The 15,779-nt window shown below is 74.5% G+C and carries 13 protein-coding genes and 1 pseudogene; 6 read left to right on the forward strand and 8 right to left on the reverse strand.

Annotated features, from left to right (window positions below; all coding sequences use genetic code 11):
- Position 1: 1 nt before the first annotated feature.
- Positions 2-1,486, reverse strand: coding sequence for a protoporphyrinogen oxidase (hemG, locus tag B9W62_RS08740; protein ID WP_087806631.1), 1,485 nt, complete (start codon positions 1,484-1,486; stop codon positions 2-4).
- A 137-nt stretch (positions 1,487-1,623) separates the two neighbouring features.
- Between hemG and B9W62_RS08745 the strand changes: the two are divergent.
- Both B9W62_RS08745 and B9W62_RS08750 read left to right on the forward strand, forming a co-directional pair.
- Positions 1,624-2,684, forward strand: a pseudogene (locus B9W62_RS08745) (DUF4349 domain-containing protein).
- Between the two features lie 33 nt (positions 2,685-2,717).
- Positions 2,718-4,115, forward strand: coding sequence for an FAD-dependent oxidoreductase (locus tag B9W62_RS08750; RefSeq protein ID WP_087811825.1), 1,398 nt, complete (start codon positions 2,718-2,720; stop codon positions 4,113-4,115).
- A 14-nt stretch (positions 4,116-4,129) separates the two neighbouring features.
- Here B9W62_RS08750 and B9W62_RS40125 read toward each other — a convergent pair whose 3' ends face one another.
- A complete protein-coding gene (locus B9W62_RS40125) occupies positions 4,130-4,474 on the reverse strand; it encodes a hypothetical protein (RefSeq protein WP_179235400.1) in 345 nt (114 codons plus the stop codon).
- Positions 4,475-4,609: 135 nt separating this feature from the next.
- On the opposite strand from B9W62_RS40125, the gene B9W62_RS08755 reads away from it, so the two are divergent.
- Positions 4,610-5,428: a rhomboid family intramembrane serine protease gene (locus B9W62_RS08755; protein WP_052837403.1), complete on the forward strand. Its 819-nt coding sequence runs from the start codon at positions 4,610-4,612 to the stop codon at positions 5,426-5,428.
- Between the two features lie 58 nt (positions 5,429-5,486).
- Here B9W62_RS08755 and B9W62_RS08760 read toward each other — a convergent pair whose 3' ends face one another.
- The 5 genes from B9W62_RS08760 to B9W62_RS08780 are packed head-to-tail and all read right to left on the reverse strand — an operon-like array spanning position 5,487 to position 10,894.
- Entirely contained in the window at positions 5,487-6,737 is a 1,251-nt protein-coding gene (locus B9W62_RS08760) for an MFS transporter (RefSeq protein WP_087806633.1), read from the reverse strand.
- A gap of 6 nt (positions 6,738-6,743) precedes the next feature.
- On the reverse strand, positions 6,744-7,310 hold the full coding sequence (locus tag B9W62_RS08765; RefSeq protein WP_087806634.1) for a GNAT family N-acetyltransferase: 567 nt from the start codon (positions 7,308-7,310) through the stop codon (positions 6,744-6,746).
- Positions 7,303-8,511: a type III PLP-dependent enzyme domain-containing protein gene (locus tag B9W62_RS08770; protein WP_087806635.1), complete on the reverse strand. Its 1,209-nt coding sequence runs from the start codon at positions 8,509-8,511 to the stop codon at positions 7,303-7,305. Before B9W62_RS08770 ends, B9W62_RS08765 begins: the two co-directional genes overlap by 8 nt.
- Entirely contained in the window at positions 8,508-9,836 is a 1,329-nt protein-coding gene (locus B9W62_RS08775; protein ID WP_087806636.1) for a DUF6271 family protein, read from the reverse strand. The genes B9W62_RS08770 and B9W62_RS08775 overlap by 4 nt, the downstream gene beginning before the upstream one ends.
- Positions 9,818-10,894, reverse strand: coding sequence for a phytanoyl-CoA dioxygenase family protein (locus tag B9W62_RS08780; RefSeq protein ID WP_087806637.1), 1,077 nt, complete (start codon positions 10,892-10,894; stop codon positions 9,818-9,820). The genes B9W62_RS08775 and B9W62_RS08780 overlap by 19 nt, the downstream gene beginning before the upstream one ends.
- 416 nt (positions 10,895-11,310) lie before the next feature.
- Here B9W62_RS08780 and B9W62_RS08785 point away from each other — a divergent pair, with 416 nt between their 5' ends.
- The gene (locus B9W62_RS08785) at positions 11,311-12,828 is read left to right on the forward strand and encodes a glycoside hydrolase family 3 protein (protein ID WP_087806638.1); all 1,518 of its coding nucleotides are present in this window, start codon (positions 11,311-11,313) and stop codon (positions 12,826-12,828) included.
- Positions 12,829-12,853: 25 nt separating this feature from the next.
- On the opposite strand, the gene hemE is transcribed toward B9W62_RS08785, so the two are convergent.
- A complete protein-coding gene (gene hemE, locus B9W62_RS08790; RefSeq protein ID WP_087806639.1) occupies positions 12,854-13,921 on the reverse strand; it encodes a uroporphyrinogen decarboxylase in 1,068 nt (355 codons plus the stop codon).
- A gap of 151 nt (positions 13,922-14,072) precedes the next feature.
- Between hemE and B9W62_RS08795 the strand changes: the two genes are divergently transcribed.
- Together B9W62_RS08795 and B9W62_RS08800 are read left to right on the forward strand one after the other, a co-directional pair.
- Positions 14,073-14,789, forward strand: coding sequence for a DUF3000 domain-containing protein (locus tag B9W62_RS08795; RefSeq protein WP_087806640.1), 717 nt, complete (start codon positions 14,073-14,075; stop codon positions 14,787-14,789).
- Positions 14,790-15,081: 292 nt separating this feature from the next.
- Entirely contained in the window at positions 15,082-15,744 is a 663-nt protein-coding gene (locus tag B9W62_RS08800; RefSeq protein ID WP_003972894.1) for a response regulator transcription factor, read from the forward strand.
- The last annotated feature ends 35 nt before the right edge of the window (positions 15,745-15,779 follow it).

A 15,779-nucleotide genomic window follows, 5' to 3' on the forward strand; every position in this document is an offset into this window, starting at 1 on the left:
CCTATTCTCCCGCTCCGCCGTGCAGGCTCTGCACCGGGTGGGCCGTGAGCTGCTCCACACCCCGCAGGTCGCCCCGGATCTGGTCGACGGCCGCGTACGCGCTCGCGATGCTGGCCGGGATGCCGACGCCGTCGTACGCCGCGCCGCACACCGCGAGGCCGGGGAGCTTCGCGACGTGCTCGCGGACGCGGGCCACGCGCGCGTGGTGGCCGACGGGGTACTGCGGCAGGCCGTCCTGCCAGCGGGTGACGCGGGTGGCGACCGGCTCGGCGGTCAGCCCGGTGGCCTTCGCGAGGTCGTGCCGGGAGACGGTGACGAGGCCGTCGTCGTCGCGGCCGAGGATCTCCGTGTCGCCGTACCGGCCCACCGAGGTGCGCAGGACGACCAGGTCCGGGTCCTCGTCGGCGATCCAGCCCCACTTGCGGGAGGCGAAGGTGGACGCCTTGATGGTGTGCCCGTCGACCGGCGGCACGAGGAAGCCGCTGCCCTCGGGGAGCGCGGCGGTGTCCGAGCGGCGGTAGGCGAGGGTGATCAGGGCCATCGAGGCGTACTCGACCGCGGACAGCTCGGCCGCGGCGGCGGGCGCCTCGGCGCGCAGCAGCTCGGCGGCGGGGCGGGCGGGGACGGCGACGACGACCGCGTCGGCGTGCAGCACCCGGTCCCCGGCGACGATCCGCCAGCCCTCGGCCGCGGTGCGGCGCAGCTCCGTGACGGGTGCGCCGGTGACGATCTCGCCGCCGCGTGCGCGGACCGACTCGGCGACGGCGGGCGGGAGGGTGCCGATGCCGCCCGCGATGCCCATGAACACCGGGCCGCTCGGCGGGGAGGTGGCGGTACGGCCCTGGAGGGCGCGGACCGCCTCGGTGAGGGAGGTGTGGGTGCGGGCGGCCTCGAAGAGCTGCGGCACGGCCGAGCGCAGCGAGATGCGGTAGGCGTCGCCCGCGTAGACGCCGCCCAGGAGCGGCTCGACGAGGCGGTCGACGACCTCGCGGCCGAGGCGCGCGGCGACGTACTCGCCCACCGCGACGTCGTCGCCGACCTCGGTGCGGGGCAGCTCGGCGTCGCGCTCGATGCGGGCGAGCCCTTCCTCGGAGAGCACGCCGGACAGGGCGGCGGCGGTGCCGGGGACGCCCATGACGTGGCCCTTGGGCATGGGGCGCAGGGCGCCGCGGGTCCACAGGGAGGCCGAGGCGGTGGACGGCGGCTGGAGGCGGTCGGCGAGTCCGGCCGCGCGGGCCAGGCCGACGGCCTCGGGGCGGCGGGCCAGCATCGACTCGGCGCCGAGGTCGACGCGTACGCCGGCGATCTCGCCGGGCAGCAGCTTGCCGCCGACGCGGCCGGACGCCTCCAGGACGGTCACCCGGGCGCCGCCCTCCAGGAGGCGGTGGGCGGCGGCCAGTCCGGCGATGCCGGCGCCGACGACGACTACGTGTCCAGGTCCCGCTGCCGGGGGGAACTCACCCGTTGGGGTCTCGCTTGCGCACATGACCCCAGCGTCTCAGACGCCACCGACGGGTCCCGCGAGTCCGGACCGTGATCTCTTCGGGACCGTTCCGCGCCGTCGTGGCAGCCCCCGCGCGCGTCGTAGGGACAACAGTCGCTACGACCCGGGGGGTACCCACGATGCAGGCACGACGAGCAACCACGAGAAGGGCCGTGCCGCCCGCCCGCGCCCTGGCCGGCCTGCTGCTGGTCACGGCGCTCGCCCTCACCGGGTGCAGCGCCTCGGACTCCGGCTCCGACTCGGGCGCCGGCGCCAAGGCGGCCGCCCCGCGGGAGGACTCGCGGGCGGCGGGTTCGCAGGCCGACGGCAAGGCGGGGGCTGCCGGAGAGGCCGGGGCCGACGGCACCGGGGCGAGCGCCCCGGTGCCGGAGAGGCCGGGGCCGACGGCACCGGGGCGAGCGCCCCGCCGAAGCTCGCCCCGGCCCACATCATCCGCACCGTCTCGCTGAGCGTCCAGGTCAAGGACACGCCCAAGGCGCTCGACGCGGCCCGCACCGCGACCGAGAACGCCGGCGGTTACGTCGGCGACGAGACCACCACCCGCGACACGGAGGGCCACGAGGAGACCCAGGTGACGCTCCGCGTGCCGGTGGAGCGGTACGAGGAGGTGCTGGACGACCTGGAGGGCGCCGGGAAGCTCCTACAGCGCGACGCTACCGCCGAGGACGTCACCGACCAGGTGGTGGACGTGGACAGCCGGGTGAAGTCGCAGCGCGCCAGCGTGGCCCGGGTCCGCGAGCTGATGGACCGGGCGACGAAGCTGAGCGACGTGGTGACCCTGGAGGGCGAGCTGAGCACCCGTCAGGCGGAGCTGGAGGCGCTGCTCGCCCGGCAGGCGGCCCTGAAGGACCGCACGAGTCTGGCCACCATCACCCTGTCCCTGTCGGAGACCCCGATCGAGCACGTCGAGAAGAAGGACGACGAGGACCCCGGCTTCCTGGACGCGCTGGCCGGCGGCTGGGACGCCTTCGTGACGATGCTGCGCTGGGTGGCGGTGGTGTTCGGCGCCGTGCTGCCGTTCGCCGCGGTGGCCGCGCTGCTCGTGCTGCTGTGGCTGCGGGTCGTACGCCCCCGGCTGCCGCGCCGCCGGAGCCCGGCGCCGGTGCCGGTACCGGTACCGGCGCCCGCGGCGCCGCGCGGGGAGGCGGCACCCGCCGAGGAGGGCACCGGTCGGGACTGACGCATCCCCGCCACGTAGCGTGTTCGCATGAGCATGAGCACGGACGCCACGCGCGGTACGAGGGAACGGCTGGTCGTCGTCGGCGGCGACGCCGCGGGGATGTCCGCGGCGTCGCAGGCGCGGCGGCTGAGGGGCCCGGACGAGCTGGAGATCGTGGCGTTCGAACGCGGTCACTTCAGCTCGTTCTCGGCGTGCGGCATCCCGTACTGGGTCGGCGGCGACGTGGCGGAACGGGACGCGCTGATCGCCCGCACGCCCGAGGAGCACCGCGCCCGGGACATCGACCTCAGGACGCGCACCGAGGTCACCGAGATCGACGTGGCCGGCGGGCGGGTCCGCGCGCGTGACGTCGATTCCGGGGCTCAGTCCTGGACGTCGTACGACAAGCTCGTGATCGGGACCGGGGCGCGGCCGATCCGGCCGGAGCTGCCGGGCATCGACGCGCCCGGCGTGCACGGGGTGCAGACGCTGGACGACGGGCAGGCGCTGCTCGACACGCTGGCCCGCACGCGCGGCCGTCGCGCGGTGGTCGTCGGCGCCGGGTACATCGGCGTGGAGATGGCCGAGGCGCTGATCAACCGCGGTTACGAGGTGACGGTCGTCAACCGCGGCCGGGAGCCGATGTCGACGCTGGACCCGGACATGGGCCGTATGGTGCACGAGGCGATGGAGGGGCTCGGCATCACCATGGTGAACGACGCAGAGGTCACCGAGGTGCTGACCGGGGACGACGGCCGGGTGAGAGCCGTGGCCACGCGGGACGCCGAGTTCCCGGCGGACGTGGTGGTGCTCGGCATCGGCGTACGGCCCGAGACGCGGCTCGCCGAGGCGGCGGGGCTGCCGATCGGCGCGCACGGCGGGCTGCTGACCGACCTGGCGATGCGGGTGCGCGGCCACGAGAACATCTGGGCGGGCGGCGACTGCGTGGAGGTGCTCGACCTGGTCTCCGGGCAGGAGCGGCACATTCCGCTGGGCACCCACGCCAACAAGCACGGGCAGGTCGTCGGCACCAACGTGGGCGGCGGCTACGCCACCTTCCCGGGCGTGGTCGGCACGGCGGTCAGCAAGGTCTGCGACCTGGAGATCGCGCGGACCGGCCTCAGGGAGAAGGACGCGCTGCGGGCGGGGCTGCGGTTCGTGACGGCGACCATCGAGTCCACCAGCCGCGCGGGCTACTACCCGGACGCCTCCCCCATGACCGTGAAGATGCTGGCCGAGCGGCGCACCGGGCGGCTGCTCGGAGTGCAGATCGTCGGCCGTGAGGGCGCGGGCAAGCGGGTCGACATCGCCGCGGTGGCCCTCACGGCCGGGATGACGGTCGAGCAGATGACCGCCCTGGACCTCGGCTACGCGCCGCCCTTCTCACCGGTGTGGGACCCGGTGCTGGTGGCCGCGCGCAAGGCGGCGCGGGAGGTCGAGCGGCGGCGCTGAGGGGCCGCCGCCGGTCAGGCCGTCCCGTTGATGCGGTCGATGGCCTGCCGTGCCTGCTCGGCCGGGGGCCGCGCCGGCAGTGAGGACACCGAGGCCGGACCGGTCGCCGGCACCGGGGCGCTCACCGCGGGCGGCTGCTCGCCGGCCGGCCTGGCGTGCGACGCGGCCCGCGCGGACCGCAGCCGGTGGCTCACCGCCTCGTCCAGCGTCACCGGGCGCTGCGTCTGCGCCGCCAGCCGCCCCGCCTCCTGACCGAGCCGGGCGACGTCCTCCCAGGGCAGCCGCAGGACGAGGGCGACCTCGGCCTCCCCGTCGGGCAGGGCGTGCATCGCCGGAGCCGGTGTGACCCGTTCGTTCATCGCCACTTCCTCACGTCGTCCCCGCGGCCCGCCTTCCCCGGACCGCGGGCGGTTGAGAGGGCATACGTACACACGGACGGGGGCGTTCAACGGGGCGGACCGGTTCACCGTCCGCCGGGCGGGCAGTACTGTCTCGTGGTCATCCCCGTCCATGACGTGAACCCGGCGCGCCGCACCCCGTGGGTGACGTACGCCCTGATCCTCGCCAACGTCCTGGTGTTCCTGTTCACCCCCGGCATGACCGGGTCGGCGACGGGCGACGGCAGCCTCGCGCAGATGTGCGACCTCCAGGCGTTCCTGGACCACTGGGCGGCGGTGCCGCAGGAGCTGCTCCAGCACCGGATGCCCCGCCTGGTGCCCACGGGTGCCGTCGGGGTCGGCCCGCAGGGGCCCGGCTGCGTGGTCGCGCCGCCCGGCTACGACAAGTCGCCCGAGCTGAGCGTCCTGACGGCGATGTTCCTGCACGGCGGCTGGCTGCACCTGCTGGGCAACATGCTGTTCCTGTGGATCTTCGGCAACAACGTCGAGGACCGGATGGGCCACGTCCCCTTCCTGCTGTTCTACGGCGTCTGCGGCTACGCGGCGACCTACGGCTTCGCGCTCCTCAACGCCGACTCGGGTGCCCCGCTGATCGGCGCGTCCGGTGCGATCGCCGGGGTGCTGGGCGCCTACCTGGTGCTGTATCCGAGGGCCCGCGTCTGGGTGCTGGTGCCCTTCCTGATCTTCCTGCCGCTGCGGCTGCCGGCCTGGCTGGTGCTGGGCTTCTGGTTCGGGCTCCAGGCGGTCTACTCCTCCGGTGGGGCTGTGTCCGACGCGGGCACCGTGGCGTACGTGGCCCACGTCGCCGGTTTCGTCGTCGGCATGCTGATCGCCTGGCCGCTGCGACGGGGCACCCCGCCCCCGCCCGAGCCGCGCGGGCTGCTGTTCGGGCGGCGGGCGCGGCCCGGGTGGTGAGCGGCGGGCGGGGTGGGCTCGGGCGGGGCGGGTTCAGGCGGGGGCTCAGGCGGCGGGCTCAGGCAGGGGTCGCCTCGCTCTGCGCGACGGGGGCCGGGGCGGTCCAGCGGATGCGGGTGCTGCACAGCGCGACGGCGCCCGCCGAGGCGGCCACGGCGCCCATGCCCCACGCCAGGCTGCTCGCACCGGCGATGAAGCCGATGAGCGGCGGGCCGGCCAGCAGCCCCGTGGTGCCCATGGCGGCGACCAGCGTCAGCGCGTCCGAGCCCTGCCGGGCGGCGGCGGCGTAGACGCAGGGGGTCACGGCCGCGATGCCCAGGCCCATGCAGGCGAACCCGGCGAGCGCCGGTGCGACGCCGCCGCTGACCAGGGCGACGGCGAGACCGGTACCGGCCACGGCGCTGCCCAGCAGGACGACCCGTCCGTCGCCCCAGCGGCCGCGCCAGCCGTCGGCGAAGAGGCGGGCGACGACCATCATCCCGGACACCACGGCGATGCCGAGCGGGGCGAGTTCCGCCGACGCCTCGGCGACGTCCTTCAGGTAGAGGGCGGACCAGTCGTTCATGGCGCCCTCGGCGACCGTGCCGAAGACCATGGCGCAGCACATCCACAGGGTCAGGCGCGAGGGGACGGTCCAGCGGCGGCGGGCCGGCTCCGGCGCGGCGGGGGCCGGTGCGGCGGCCGGGGCTTCCGCGCCGGCGGCGGCTCCCGCGTCGGCGGGGCCCGGCCGGTCCGCCGGGGCGTCCTCGTCGAGCAGTCCGGTGCGTGCCGTGACGCCCAGCGCGGCGAGGAGGACGACGGCGACGCCGAAGTGCGCCGTGACCGATCCGGTGGCGGCGGTCATGCCGGAGGCGAGCAGGGCCGCGAGCAGGGAGCCGGCGCTGAAGACGGCGTGCAGCCGCGCCATCGTGTTGCGTTCGTGCCGTGCCTCCAGGGCCGCGCCCTGCGCGTTCATGGCCACGTTCAGGCAGCCCACGAGGACGCCGTCGGCGCACATCACCAGCAGGGCCACCGGGTAGTTCGGCGCCGCCGCCAGGGCGAGCAGCAGCAGCGCCAGGCCCAGCTGGGACAGCAGGGCGAGCCGCCGCGAGCCCATCCGGCGCATCAGCCAGGCCACCGCCGGGAAGGACACCGCCGCCCCGACCCCGGCGGCCATCAGGAGCACCCCCACCTCGGCCGCGCTCAGGCCGAGGTCGGCCTTGACGGCGGGGATCCGCGCCGCCCAGGTGGCGTACTGGAAGCCGAGCGACAGGAACAGCGCGGCGATGGCCAGCTGGCCGCGCCGGAAGGGGTCGTGGAGACGGGTCACGCGCCATCAGCTCACTTCGCGCAGGGTGGGGGCGGGCGGGGAGAGGGACGGGCGGGCCCGGGTCTGGGCGGCCGCCACCTGCTTGGACATGTAGACGGCGCCGCCGCCGTACGCGCCGGCGGGCACCACCCCCGGCTCGGCCACGAAGCCGCGCGCCGACCAGAACCGCTCGGTCCCGCCGACGGCGACCAGGGACATCCGCTCGTCCCCGCGCGTGCGCGCGGTGGCGGTGAGGTGGTGCAGGAGGTGCCGCGCGAGCCCCCGGCGGCGCAGACCGGGTGCGACGACGATGTCGTGGAGGTGGAGGTTCCCGGGCTCGAAGGCGCCCCCCGTCCTTTCGGTCCGCGTCAGGTCCGGGTAGCGGTGCGGCGGGTAGGGCAGCGCGAGCAGGTAGCCGGCCGTACGGGCGCCGACGTCCACGACGAAGCAGGTGTCCGGCGACGCCGCCGCCCTGGACTGGAGCGCGGCCCGGCCCTCGGACAGGCCCAGGTCCGTGTAGGCGTCCCGCTCCAGCGCCACGACCGCGTCCCAGTCCCCTGCGGTGAGGGGGCGGACGCGCACGGTCTCAGTCATCGGCGCCGCTCCCCTCCGCACGGCCCGCGAAGGCGTACGGGAGCGGGGCGAAGCCGTTGAAGCCCTGGGTGGTGTAGCTGGGCGCGTAGGCCCCGCTGGACAGCACCCAGACCGGGTCGCCCGAGGCCAGCGCCGTGGGCACCGGGACGAGTCCCTCCTCGTGGGAGTAGGCGTCGTCGCTGTCGCAGGTGGGACCGGCGACGACGGCCGGGACGTACGGACCGCCGGTGTGCCCCGGGAAGACCAGCCGGTATTGCAGGGCGTCCATCTCGTACAGGCCGTTGAACTTGCCGCAGCTCAGGTAGAGCCAGTGCCGCCGTTCGCCGTTCGCCGCGCGGCGCTCGGTGAGGCGGGCGACGTGGGCGCGGATCGCGCCGTGGTCGGCGACGAGGTGCCGCCCGGGTTCGACGACGAACTCCAGGGGGCCGCCGTGGATCCGGCGCAGCTCGTCCATGCCCTCCCGGATCACCGCGAAGATCTTGTCCAGCGGCGGGTCGAGGGGGGTGCCGCGCCGGTCGCGGTAGCCGAGCGCGGGCAGACCGCCGCCGAGGTTGACGTGGTCGACGCGGATGCCGTGCCGGCCGAGGGCGCGCAGCACCTCGCCCAGGTCCTCGACGGCGCCGTGCCACGCCTCTCCCGTCATCTGCTGGGAGCCGACGTGCACGGACAGGCCCGCCGGCACCAGCCCGGCGTCCCCGGCCGCCGCCAGCACGCGGACGGCGTCGCCGGGCGGGCAGCCGAACTTGTTGCTCAGTCCCCACACCGCGCCCGCCCCGCCGGTCGCCACCCGGCAGAACACGCGGGCGCCGGGGGCGTGTGCGGCGAGGGCGGCCACGTCCTGGAGGCTGTCGGTGGCGAAGGTGCGCACGCCCAGCCGGTACGCCTCGGCGATGTTCCGGTCGGACTTGACGGTGTTGCCGTAGTGCACGCGGCCGACCGGCACCCCGGCCCGCAGCGCCTGCCCGACCTCGCCGGGGCTCGCCGCGTCGGCGCCGGCGCCCCGGCGGGCGAGGGCGGCGATCACCTCGTCGACCGGGCAGGCCTTCATCGCGAACCGCACCTGTACCCCGGGCAGTTCGTCCCGCAGCGTGTCGTGGCGCCGCTCGATGCCGGCCAGGTCGTACACCAGCCGGTCCTCGGTGGCGGCGGCGAGGGCGGCGGCCAGGGGTGCGCTGAGGCCCGTGTCCGTCACCGCGCTCACCGGGGCTGTCCCGCGGCCGGGGCGAGCGGGGTGGTCCGGGCCTCGGCCACCATCGACTCCCACGCCTCCGTGAGCAGCGCGAAGTCCGCCATGTCGCCGCGTGCCTCGTCGAGGAGGCGGGCGCGCCGGGCGGCCAGGAGGTCGGCGAACTCGGTGTACCGGCCTCCGAGTCGGCGGTAGGCGGTGTCGAGGGCGTCGAGCCGGCGGACGTTCTCCGCGGTGTCGAGGCCGGTGCTCTCGCGGGCCAGGGCGGCGACGGTGTCGGGGCGGAGACGGCCGTGCTCGTCCAGCAGGGCGTCACCGGCCTCGGCCATGCGGTCGTAGACGTGGTGGAAGTAGAGCATCGACAGCAGGAACTTGGCGAAGCGCGTCTGGTAGGCGAGGAAGCCCGGGCCGGTCCGGCGTTCCCCGGTGTAGTAGTTGACGATGTTCCGGTTGTGCAGCACGCCCGGCAGCCGGGCGTCGTGCACGAGGTGGATGAGGAAGTAGTCGCTGCCGATGGTGTCCCGGGCGGGCGGCAGCGGCACGCGTTCGCTGACCGTCGGGCCGTGGAAGGCGATGTTGCACATGTCCACGCGCATCGGGTCGACCACCGTCAGCAGGGAGTGGTCCGCCGTGAAGGGTTCGGTGCCCGCGCCGGTGAAGGACTCCTCGACCAGTGCGCGTTTCTGCTCGGCGGACCAGCCCTCGGGCGCCCACAGGGAGACGACGTCGTGGTAGACAGCGGGGTCGGCGTCCCGTATCTGCGCGATGTCGACGGAGAGTTCGCCCACGAAGGAGCTGCCGACCATGGCGACCCGGCGCTCACGGAGGCCGTCCGGCAGGGCGACCGGCTCGGTGACGCCCGCCGCGGCGTCGGCGGCGCGTTCGCCCAGCGACAGCAGTTCGTGGTGGACGGGGAAGACGGTACGGCCGTCCACGCGCTGGTAGCGGCTGTCGGAGTCCCGGCGGTGGACGGACTCGCAGCCGAGCGCGGCCGCGATCAGGAAGGCGCGGTTGGTGCAGGCGCCGTAGGACAGTCCGTCGGGGAGCATCAGGTCGAGGAGCAGTTCGGGTTTGGCGCTGCCGGAGCGTGCCGTGACCCGGGTCAGGAAGTCGCGCTGGGCGGCCTCGTCGAGGTGGTGGGCCGTGATCCGGGGGTGGGCCGGCAGACGCCGTAACGCGGCGGCGTGGGCGGCGCGGTCCACGGGCGGGCAGGAGTCGAGGACCAGCAGGTGGACATCGATGTCGAAGTGGTCGGCCGCGTAGGCGGCTTCCTCGCCGAGGGCCGCGACGGTGTCCGGGCAGTGCCGGTTGGTGGGGAGGGTCAGGCAGATGCTGCGCATGCGCCGTCCCCGGTGGCCTCGTGCTCGTCACTGGCGTCGGTGCCGGGGCGCCAGGACTTCAGGCCCAGCAGCCTGGCGCCGAGTTCGGTCAGTTCGGCGGGGCCGTAGCGCTCGGACTCGTGCCGGTGGGCGTCGCCGAGGAGGGTGGCGTTCCAGTCGGGGGTGGCGAGGGTCCGCCAGGAGTCGATCCGGGAGTCGCGCAGGGTGCGGTGGGTCTCCAGCGCGGGCATCATCGACAGGTACTGCACGGCGCGCACGCCCTCGCCGGAGACGTTGGGGGCGACGCCGTGGGCCAGCAGGCCGTTCCAGATGAGCAGGTCGCCGGCCTCCAGGTCGGGCCGTACGACGGGCATGTCCTCGCGGTCGATCGCGGGCCGGATGGGGTCGCGGCCGTCGGGCTGGAGCGCCTTCCAGCGGTCGAAGCGGCGGAACAGCTCGGGGCAGCACTGGAAGCCGCCGTGGTCGGGCTTGGTGTCGTTGAGCGCGATGATGCCCTGGACGCGCTGCGGCAGGACGCCGAGCGTGGTGTCCACGTCCCAGTGCAGGTCGATGTCGAAGCCGCGGTCCGGCTTGTCGATCAGGGCGCGGTCGCGGTTGCCCGTGTTGGGCGGGTTGAGGTTGAGCCGGTCCAGGGCGACCCACAGCTCCTCGCAGTCCCACACGTCGACGAAGGCGTCGTAGACGCGCCGCGTCTGGCGGCTGTCCCAGATGAGCTGGTGGTGGTAGGCCTCGACGAAGCCGTAGATGTGCAGCTCCCGGTCCAGGTCGGAGCGGTACTCGCGGTCCTGGTACCAGGTGTCGGGGCGTTCGGGGTCGAGCCCCTGGAACTCCCAGGCGAAGTCGAGCAGTCGGCGCGCGGAGTCGGCGGGTATCGCCTCCTTCACGACGACGTAGCCGTACGTCTGCCAGTGGGCGAAGTCCTCCTCGGACAGCACCCGCAGCGGACGTGTCTTGTCGAGGTCGCGCAACTGGGTGCGGGCCAGGTAGGTGTCGGCGTCCGCGCTGAAGTAGGGCAGGTCCGACGGGGCTCGGTGGAGGTAGGAATCGGGCGTCGCCATGTGGTGCTCCAGATCCTCGCCGTCGCCCCGTGCGGGCAACGGCGGTGTGCACGACGGTGGTCGGGCCGTCGCACATGAGGTCGGGTGGTGGCAGCGGGCCCGCTCGCGGCACGGGGCGGGAGCGGGGCGAGGTCCGGGGTGGTCGTCACGGAAGTCGTCGTACGGAAGTCGTCGCCGCGGCGGCGGTCTTGGCAGTCCGGCCGCGGCAGGTGCCCGGCGCGGAAACTGGTGTCACATCCGTCCCTCGCCGAACTTGCGCCTCACAATGGACTAGACCAAGGCGGGGTGTCAACACCCCTTCCCACCAGTCGAGTTGTTACTTCCGAGTTCATCGAGGGGCACTCTTGACACGTCTGGTTAACCTGAACGCGCACCATCTTGGTCTATACCAAGAAACGACTCGAAAGGCGCGGCCGATGTCCTCCAGCAAGCACAGCAGCGAGTTGCGTCGGCTCGCGCTCTCCGTTCTTCAGCCGGGTTTCGTGGGCACCGAGGCCCCCGACTGGATCCTGCGCGACATCGGCGACGGACTGGCCTCCGTCGTGCTCTTCTCCCGCAACATCGTCTCCACCGAGCAGGTCGCCCGCCTGACCGCCCGACTGCGCGCCGAGAACCCCGACCTGATCGTCGCGATCGACGAGGAGGCGGGCGACGTCACCCGCATCGAGTCCGCCACCGGATCGTCCCGGCCGGGCAACTTCGCCCTCGGCACCGTCGACGACCCGGCGCTGACCGAGGCGGTCGCCGCCGACCTCGGCCGGCAGCTGCGCACCGCGGGGGTGAGCCTCGACTACGCGCCGAGCGCGGACGTCAACTCCAACCCGGACAACCCGATCATCGGCGTGCGCTCCTTCGGCTCGGACCCCGAGGTGGTCGCGCGCCACACCGCCGCGTGGATCCGCGGCCTCCAGTCCGCCGGTGTCGCCGCCTGCGCCAAGCACTTCCCCGGCCACGGGGACGTCGCCGTCGACTCCCACCACGACCTGCCCGCCTACCCGGCCGGGCCCGACGAGATCGCCGCCCAGGCACTGCCCCCGTTCCGGGCCGCCGTCGCGGCCGGCGTGCGCGCGGTCATGAGCGGCCACCTGCTGGTGCCCGCCTACGACCCCGACCTGCCGGCCACGCTGAGCCGGCGGATCCTGCACGGCCTGCTGCGCGACGAGCTGGGCTTCGACGGCCTGGTCGTCAGCGACGCCATCGAGATGGGCGCCGTCACCCGCCGGTACGGCATCGACGGCGCCACCGTGAAGGCGGTCGCCGCCGGAGTGGACGCCGTCTGCGTGGGCGGCGAGAGCGCCGAGGAGGCCACCGTCGCGCTCCTGGTCAAGGCGCTGACGTCCGCGGTGACGGGCGGGGAGCTGCCCGAGGAGCGGCTGGCCGAGGCGGCGGACCGGGTCCGGGAGTTCGCCCGCTGGTCGGCCGGGCTGCGGGCGGCCGGGGCCGCGCAGGACGCGACCGGGGAGGGCATCGGGCAGGTCGCCGCCCGCCGTGCCGTGCGGCTCACCGGCGCCGCGCGGGCCGCCCTGCCGCTGACCGCCGCACCGCACGTGGTCGAGCTGGCCCCGGTGACCAACATGGCCATCGGCAAGGAGACCCCGTGGGGCGTGGCGGGACCGCTCGCGGAGCGACTGCCCGGCACGACCTCCGTACGGGTGCGCGGTCAGGAACTGGAGGAGGGGACGGTGGCGCTGGAGAGCTGCGCCCTCGAACCTGCCGTGGGGCGGCCGCTGGTGATCGTGGCCCGCGACGCCGCCCGGCACGCCTGGATGAGCCGTGCCGTGACCGGTCTGACCGCCGCCCGCCCGGACGCGATCGTGGTGGAGATGGGTCTGCCGGGTGCCGCCACCGCCGCGGCCCAGATCTTCACCCACGGCGCGAGCGCCGCCTCGGGGCTGGCCGCGGCGGAGGTCCTGACGGAGGTGGCCGCGGGCTGAGCCCGAGCGCCGGAACCGGAGGGCGTCAGCGCGCGGTCTGCGTGTGGACGTACTCCGCGAGGCGGGTCAGCGCGTCCGGGTCGGTGGTCGGCAGGACGCCGTGGCCGAGGTTGAAGACGTGGCCCTCCAGGCCCGCCGCCGCGTCCAGGATCTCGCGGGCCTTGGACTCGACCGCCTCCCGGCCGGCGAAGAGGACCGCCGGGTCCAGGTTGCCCTGGAGCGCCTTGCCGGGGCCGACGCGGCGGGCCGCCTCGTCCAGCGGGACGCGCCAGTCGACGCCGACGACGTCCGCACCGGCCTCGCCCAGGAGGCCGAGCAGCTCGCCGGTGCCGACGCCGAAGTGGATGCGCGGCACGCCGTACCCGGACACGGCCTCGAAGACCTTGCGGGAGGCGGGCAGCACCGAGCGGCGGTAGTCCGCGGGGGACAGCGCGCCGACCCAGGAGTCGAAGAGCTGGACGGCGCTCGCGCCCGCCTCGATCTGCACCTTGAGGAAGACGGCCGTGATGCCGGCCAGGCGGTCCAGGAGGTCGGTCCACAACTGCGGGTCGCCGTACATGAGGGCCTTGGTGTGCTCGTGGTTGCGGGACGGGCCGCCCTCCACGAGGTAGCTCGCGAGGGTGAACGGCGCGCCCGCGAAGCCGATCAGCGGGGTGGCGCCCAGCTCGCGGGTGAGCAGGCCGAAGGCCTCGGTGACGTAGGTGACGTCCTCGGGGGTGAGGTCGCGCAGCTGCGCCAGGTCCGCGCGGCTGCGGATCGGGTTCGCGATGACCGGGCCGACACCTGGCTTGATGTCGAGGTCGATGCCGATGGCCTTGAGCGGGACGACGATGTCGCTGAAGTAGATCGCCGCGTCCACACCGTGCCGGCGCACCGGCTGGAGGGTGATCTCGGCGACCAGCTCCGGCCGCGTGCAGGACTCGAGCATCGGGACGCCCTCGCGCGCCTTCAGGTACTCCGGCAGTGAGCGCCCGGCCTGCCGCATGAACCACACGGGGGTGTGCGGCACCGGCTCACGCCTGCACGCCTTGAGGAACGCGGAGTCGTACGTGGCGGTCGGCGGCTGGCCCGCGGGGCTCTGGTTGGCACTCACAGCGGCAAGTCTCGCATGCCCCCGGAACGGCACCGGACCACGGGTGGGGCGGCTCCCGCGCGCCCCCGCAAGACCGCGTGATCCGGACATCGCGTCCGCACGCGGGTGTCCCTCCCTGCGCCGGGCCGCCGTTCCGCTTAATGTTCCCCGCATGGCTGCGGCTCAGGGACGACTGTCGGACGGCGCTGGCGGAATGGACGACGCGAAGGGGACCGAGGAAGAGGCCCGGCACAAGGGGAGTCACCACGGAAGTGGCGGGAACGGCGGGAACGGCGGAAGTACGGCACCACCGGCCTTCGCGGCCGCCGTGGAGGCGCTGCGGGCCGCGCGGCTGCGGCCGCAGATCGAGGTGGAGGCGACCCGCGCACCGCAGCGGCTCGCCCCGCACGCGTACGCGCTGGAGGCCGCGGTCGTCGACGGCGACGAGGACCTCGCGGACGGGCGGCTGGTGCTGCTGCACGACCCGGCCGGGCACGACGCCTGGCACGGGACCTTCCGCCTGGTGACGCTGGTGCGGGCCGAGCTGGAACCGGAGATGGCGGCGGATCCGCTGCTGCCGGACGTGTGCTGGTCCTGGCTGACCGGCGCGCTCCAGGCGCGCGGGCTGACGTACGGCGAGCCCAGCGGCACGGTCACGCGTGCGAGTTCGCACTACTTCGGAGGGCTCTCGGCGCGCCCGTCCGCCTCGCAGATCGAGATCAGGGCGTCCTGGACGCCGCGGGAGGGTCTCGGCGGCGTCCCGGACACCGCGGCGCACCTGTCCTCGTGGTGCGATCTGCTGGCCCAGGTCGCGGGCCTGCCGCCGGCGGCCGCCGGTGACGCCTCGGTCGTGACGCTGCCGCAGCGGCGCGGCCCGCAGTCGCGCTGACCGCACCGACCGTCGTTCCTCGTTCCGGACAAGGGGGTCCGCTCGCCTGGAGCAGGTTCCGTCACTTTGTCGACACGGCCACTTTCGGGCTCGTATCGACAAAGTGCGAAACCGTTCGATCTTCGAATGATCGACAGCGTGTCCGAATTGCTCGGATTGTTACTCACCAGATCGTGATCATTCTCTAAAGGCGGACGCCTTCGGTGCCGAAGACGACTGTGACCTTGAAAGCACGGTTCGTCCCGGCTTCAACCCCATGAGCCGGCCCCGTCCCCGCACCCCAGGAGGCCTGGTGTCCGTTCTCCTCGAGCAGCCTGCAAGCCTGGTCGCCTACCGCCCGAACAAGCCGACCGCCATGGTGGTCGTGGCCGACCCGCGCGTCCGATCCACCGTCACCCGCCACCTGTGGGCGCTCGGTGTGCGCGATGTCATCGAGGCCTCGTCCGTCGCGGAGGCTCGTCCCCGCATCGGCAACCCCCGCGACATCTGCGTCGCGGACGTCCACCTCCCCGACGGCTCCGGCCTGACCCTGCTGTCGGAGACCCGCGCCGCGGGCTGGCCCAACGGGCTCGCCCTGTCCGCCGCCGACGACATCGGCGCCGTCCGCAACGCCCTCGCCGGCGGCGTCAAGGGCTACGTCGTCACCGGCACCCGCACCAACGTCGGGCTCCCCACCCGGCCGGGCGCCGCCCCCATCGGCGCCGCCGCCGCCCGCCTGCACCGCCGCCCCCCGGGCGCCCCGAGCCACCCGGGCGGCTACCGCGAGCTCTCCGGCCGCGAGGTGGAGGTGCTGCGGCTGGTCGCGGAGGGCCAGTCGAACAAGGCGATCGGCGTCTCGATGGGCCTGTCCGCCCTGACCGTCAAGAGCCACCTGGCCCGCATCGCCCGCAAGCTCGGCACGGGCGACCGGGCCGGCATGGTCGCGGTGGCCCTGCGCACGGGCATCATCCACTGACCCCCGCTCCCCCACCTCCTCCCCCGTCTCCCCTC

This window comes from Streptomyces sp. CS113 (assembly GCF_002188365.1).
Lineage (GTDB): Bacteria > Actinomycetota > Actinomycetes > Streptomycetales > Streptomycetaceae > Streptomyces > Streptomyces tendae.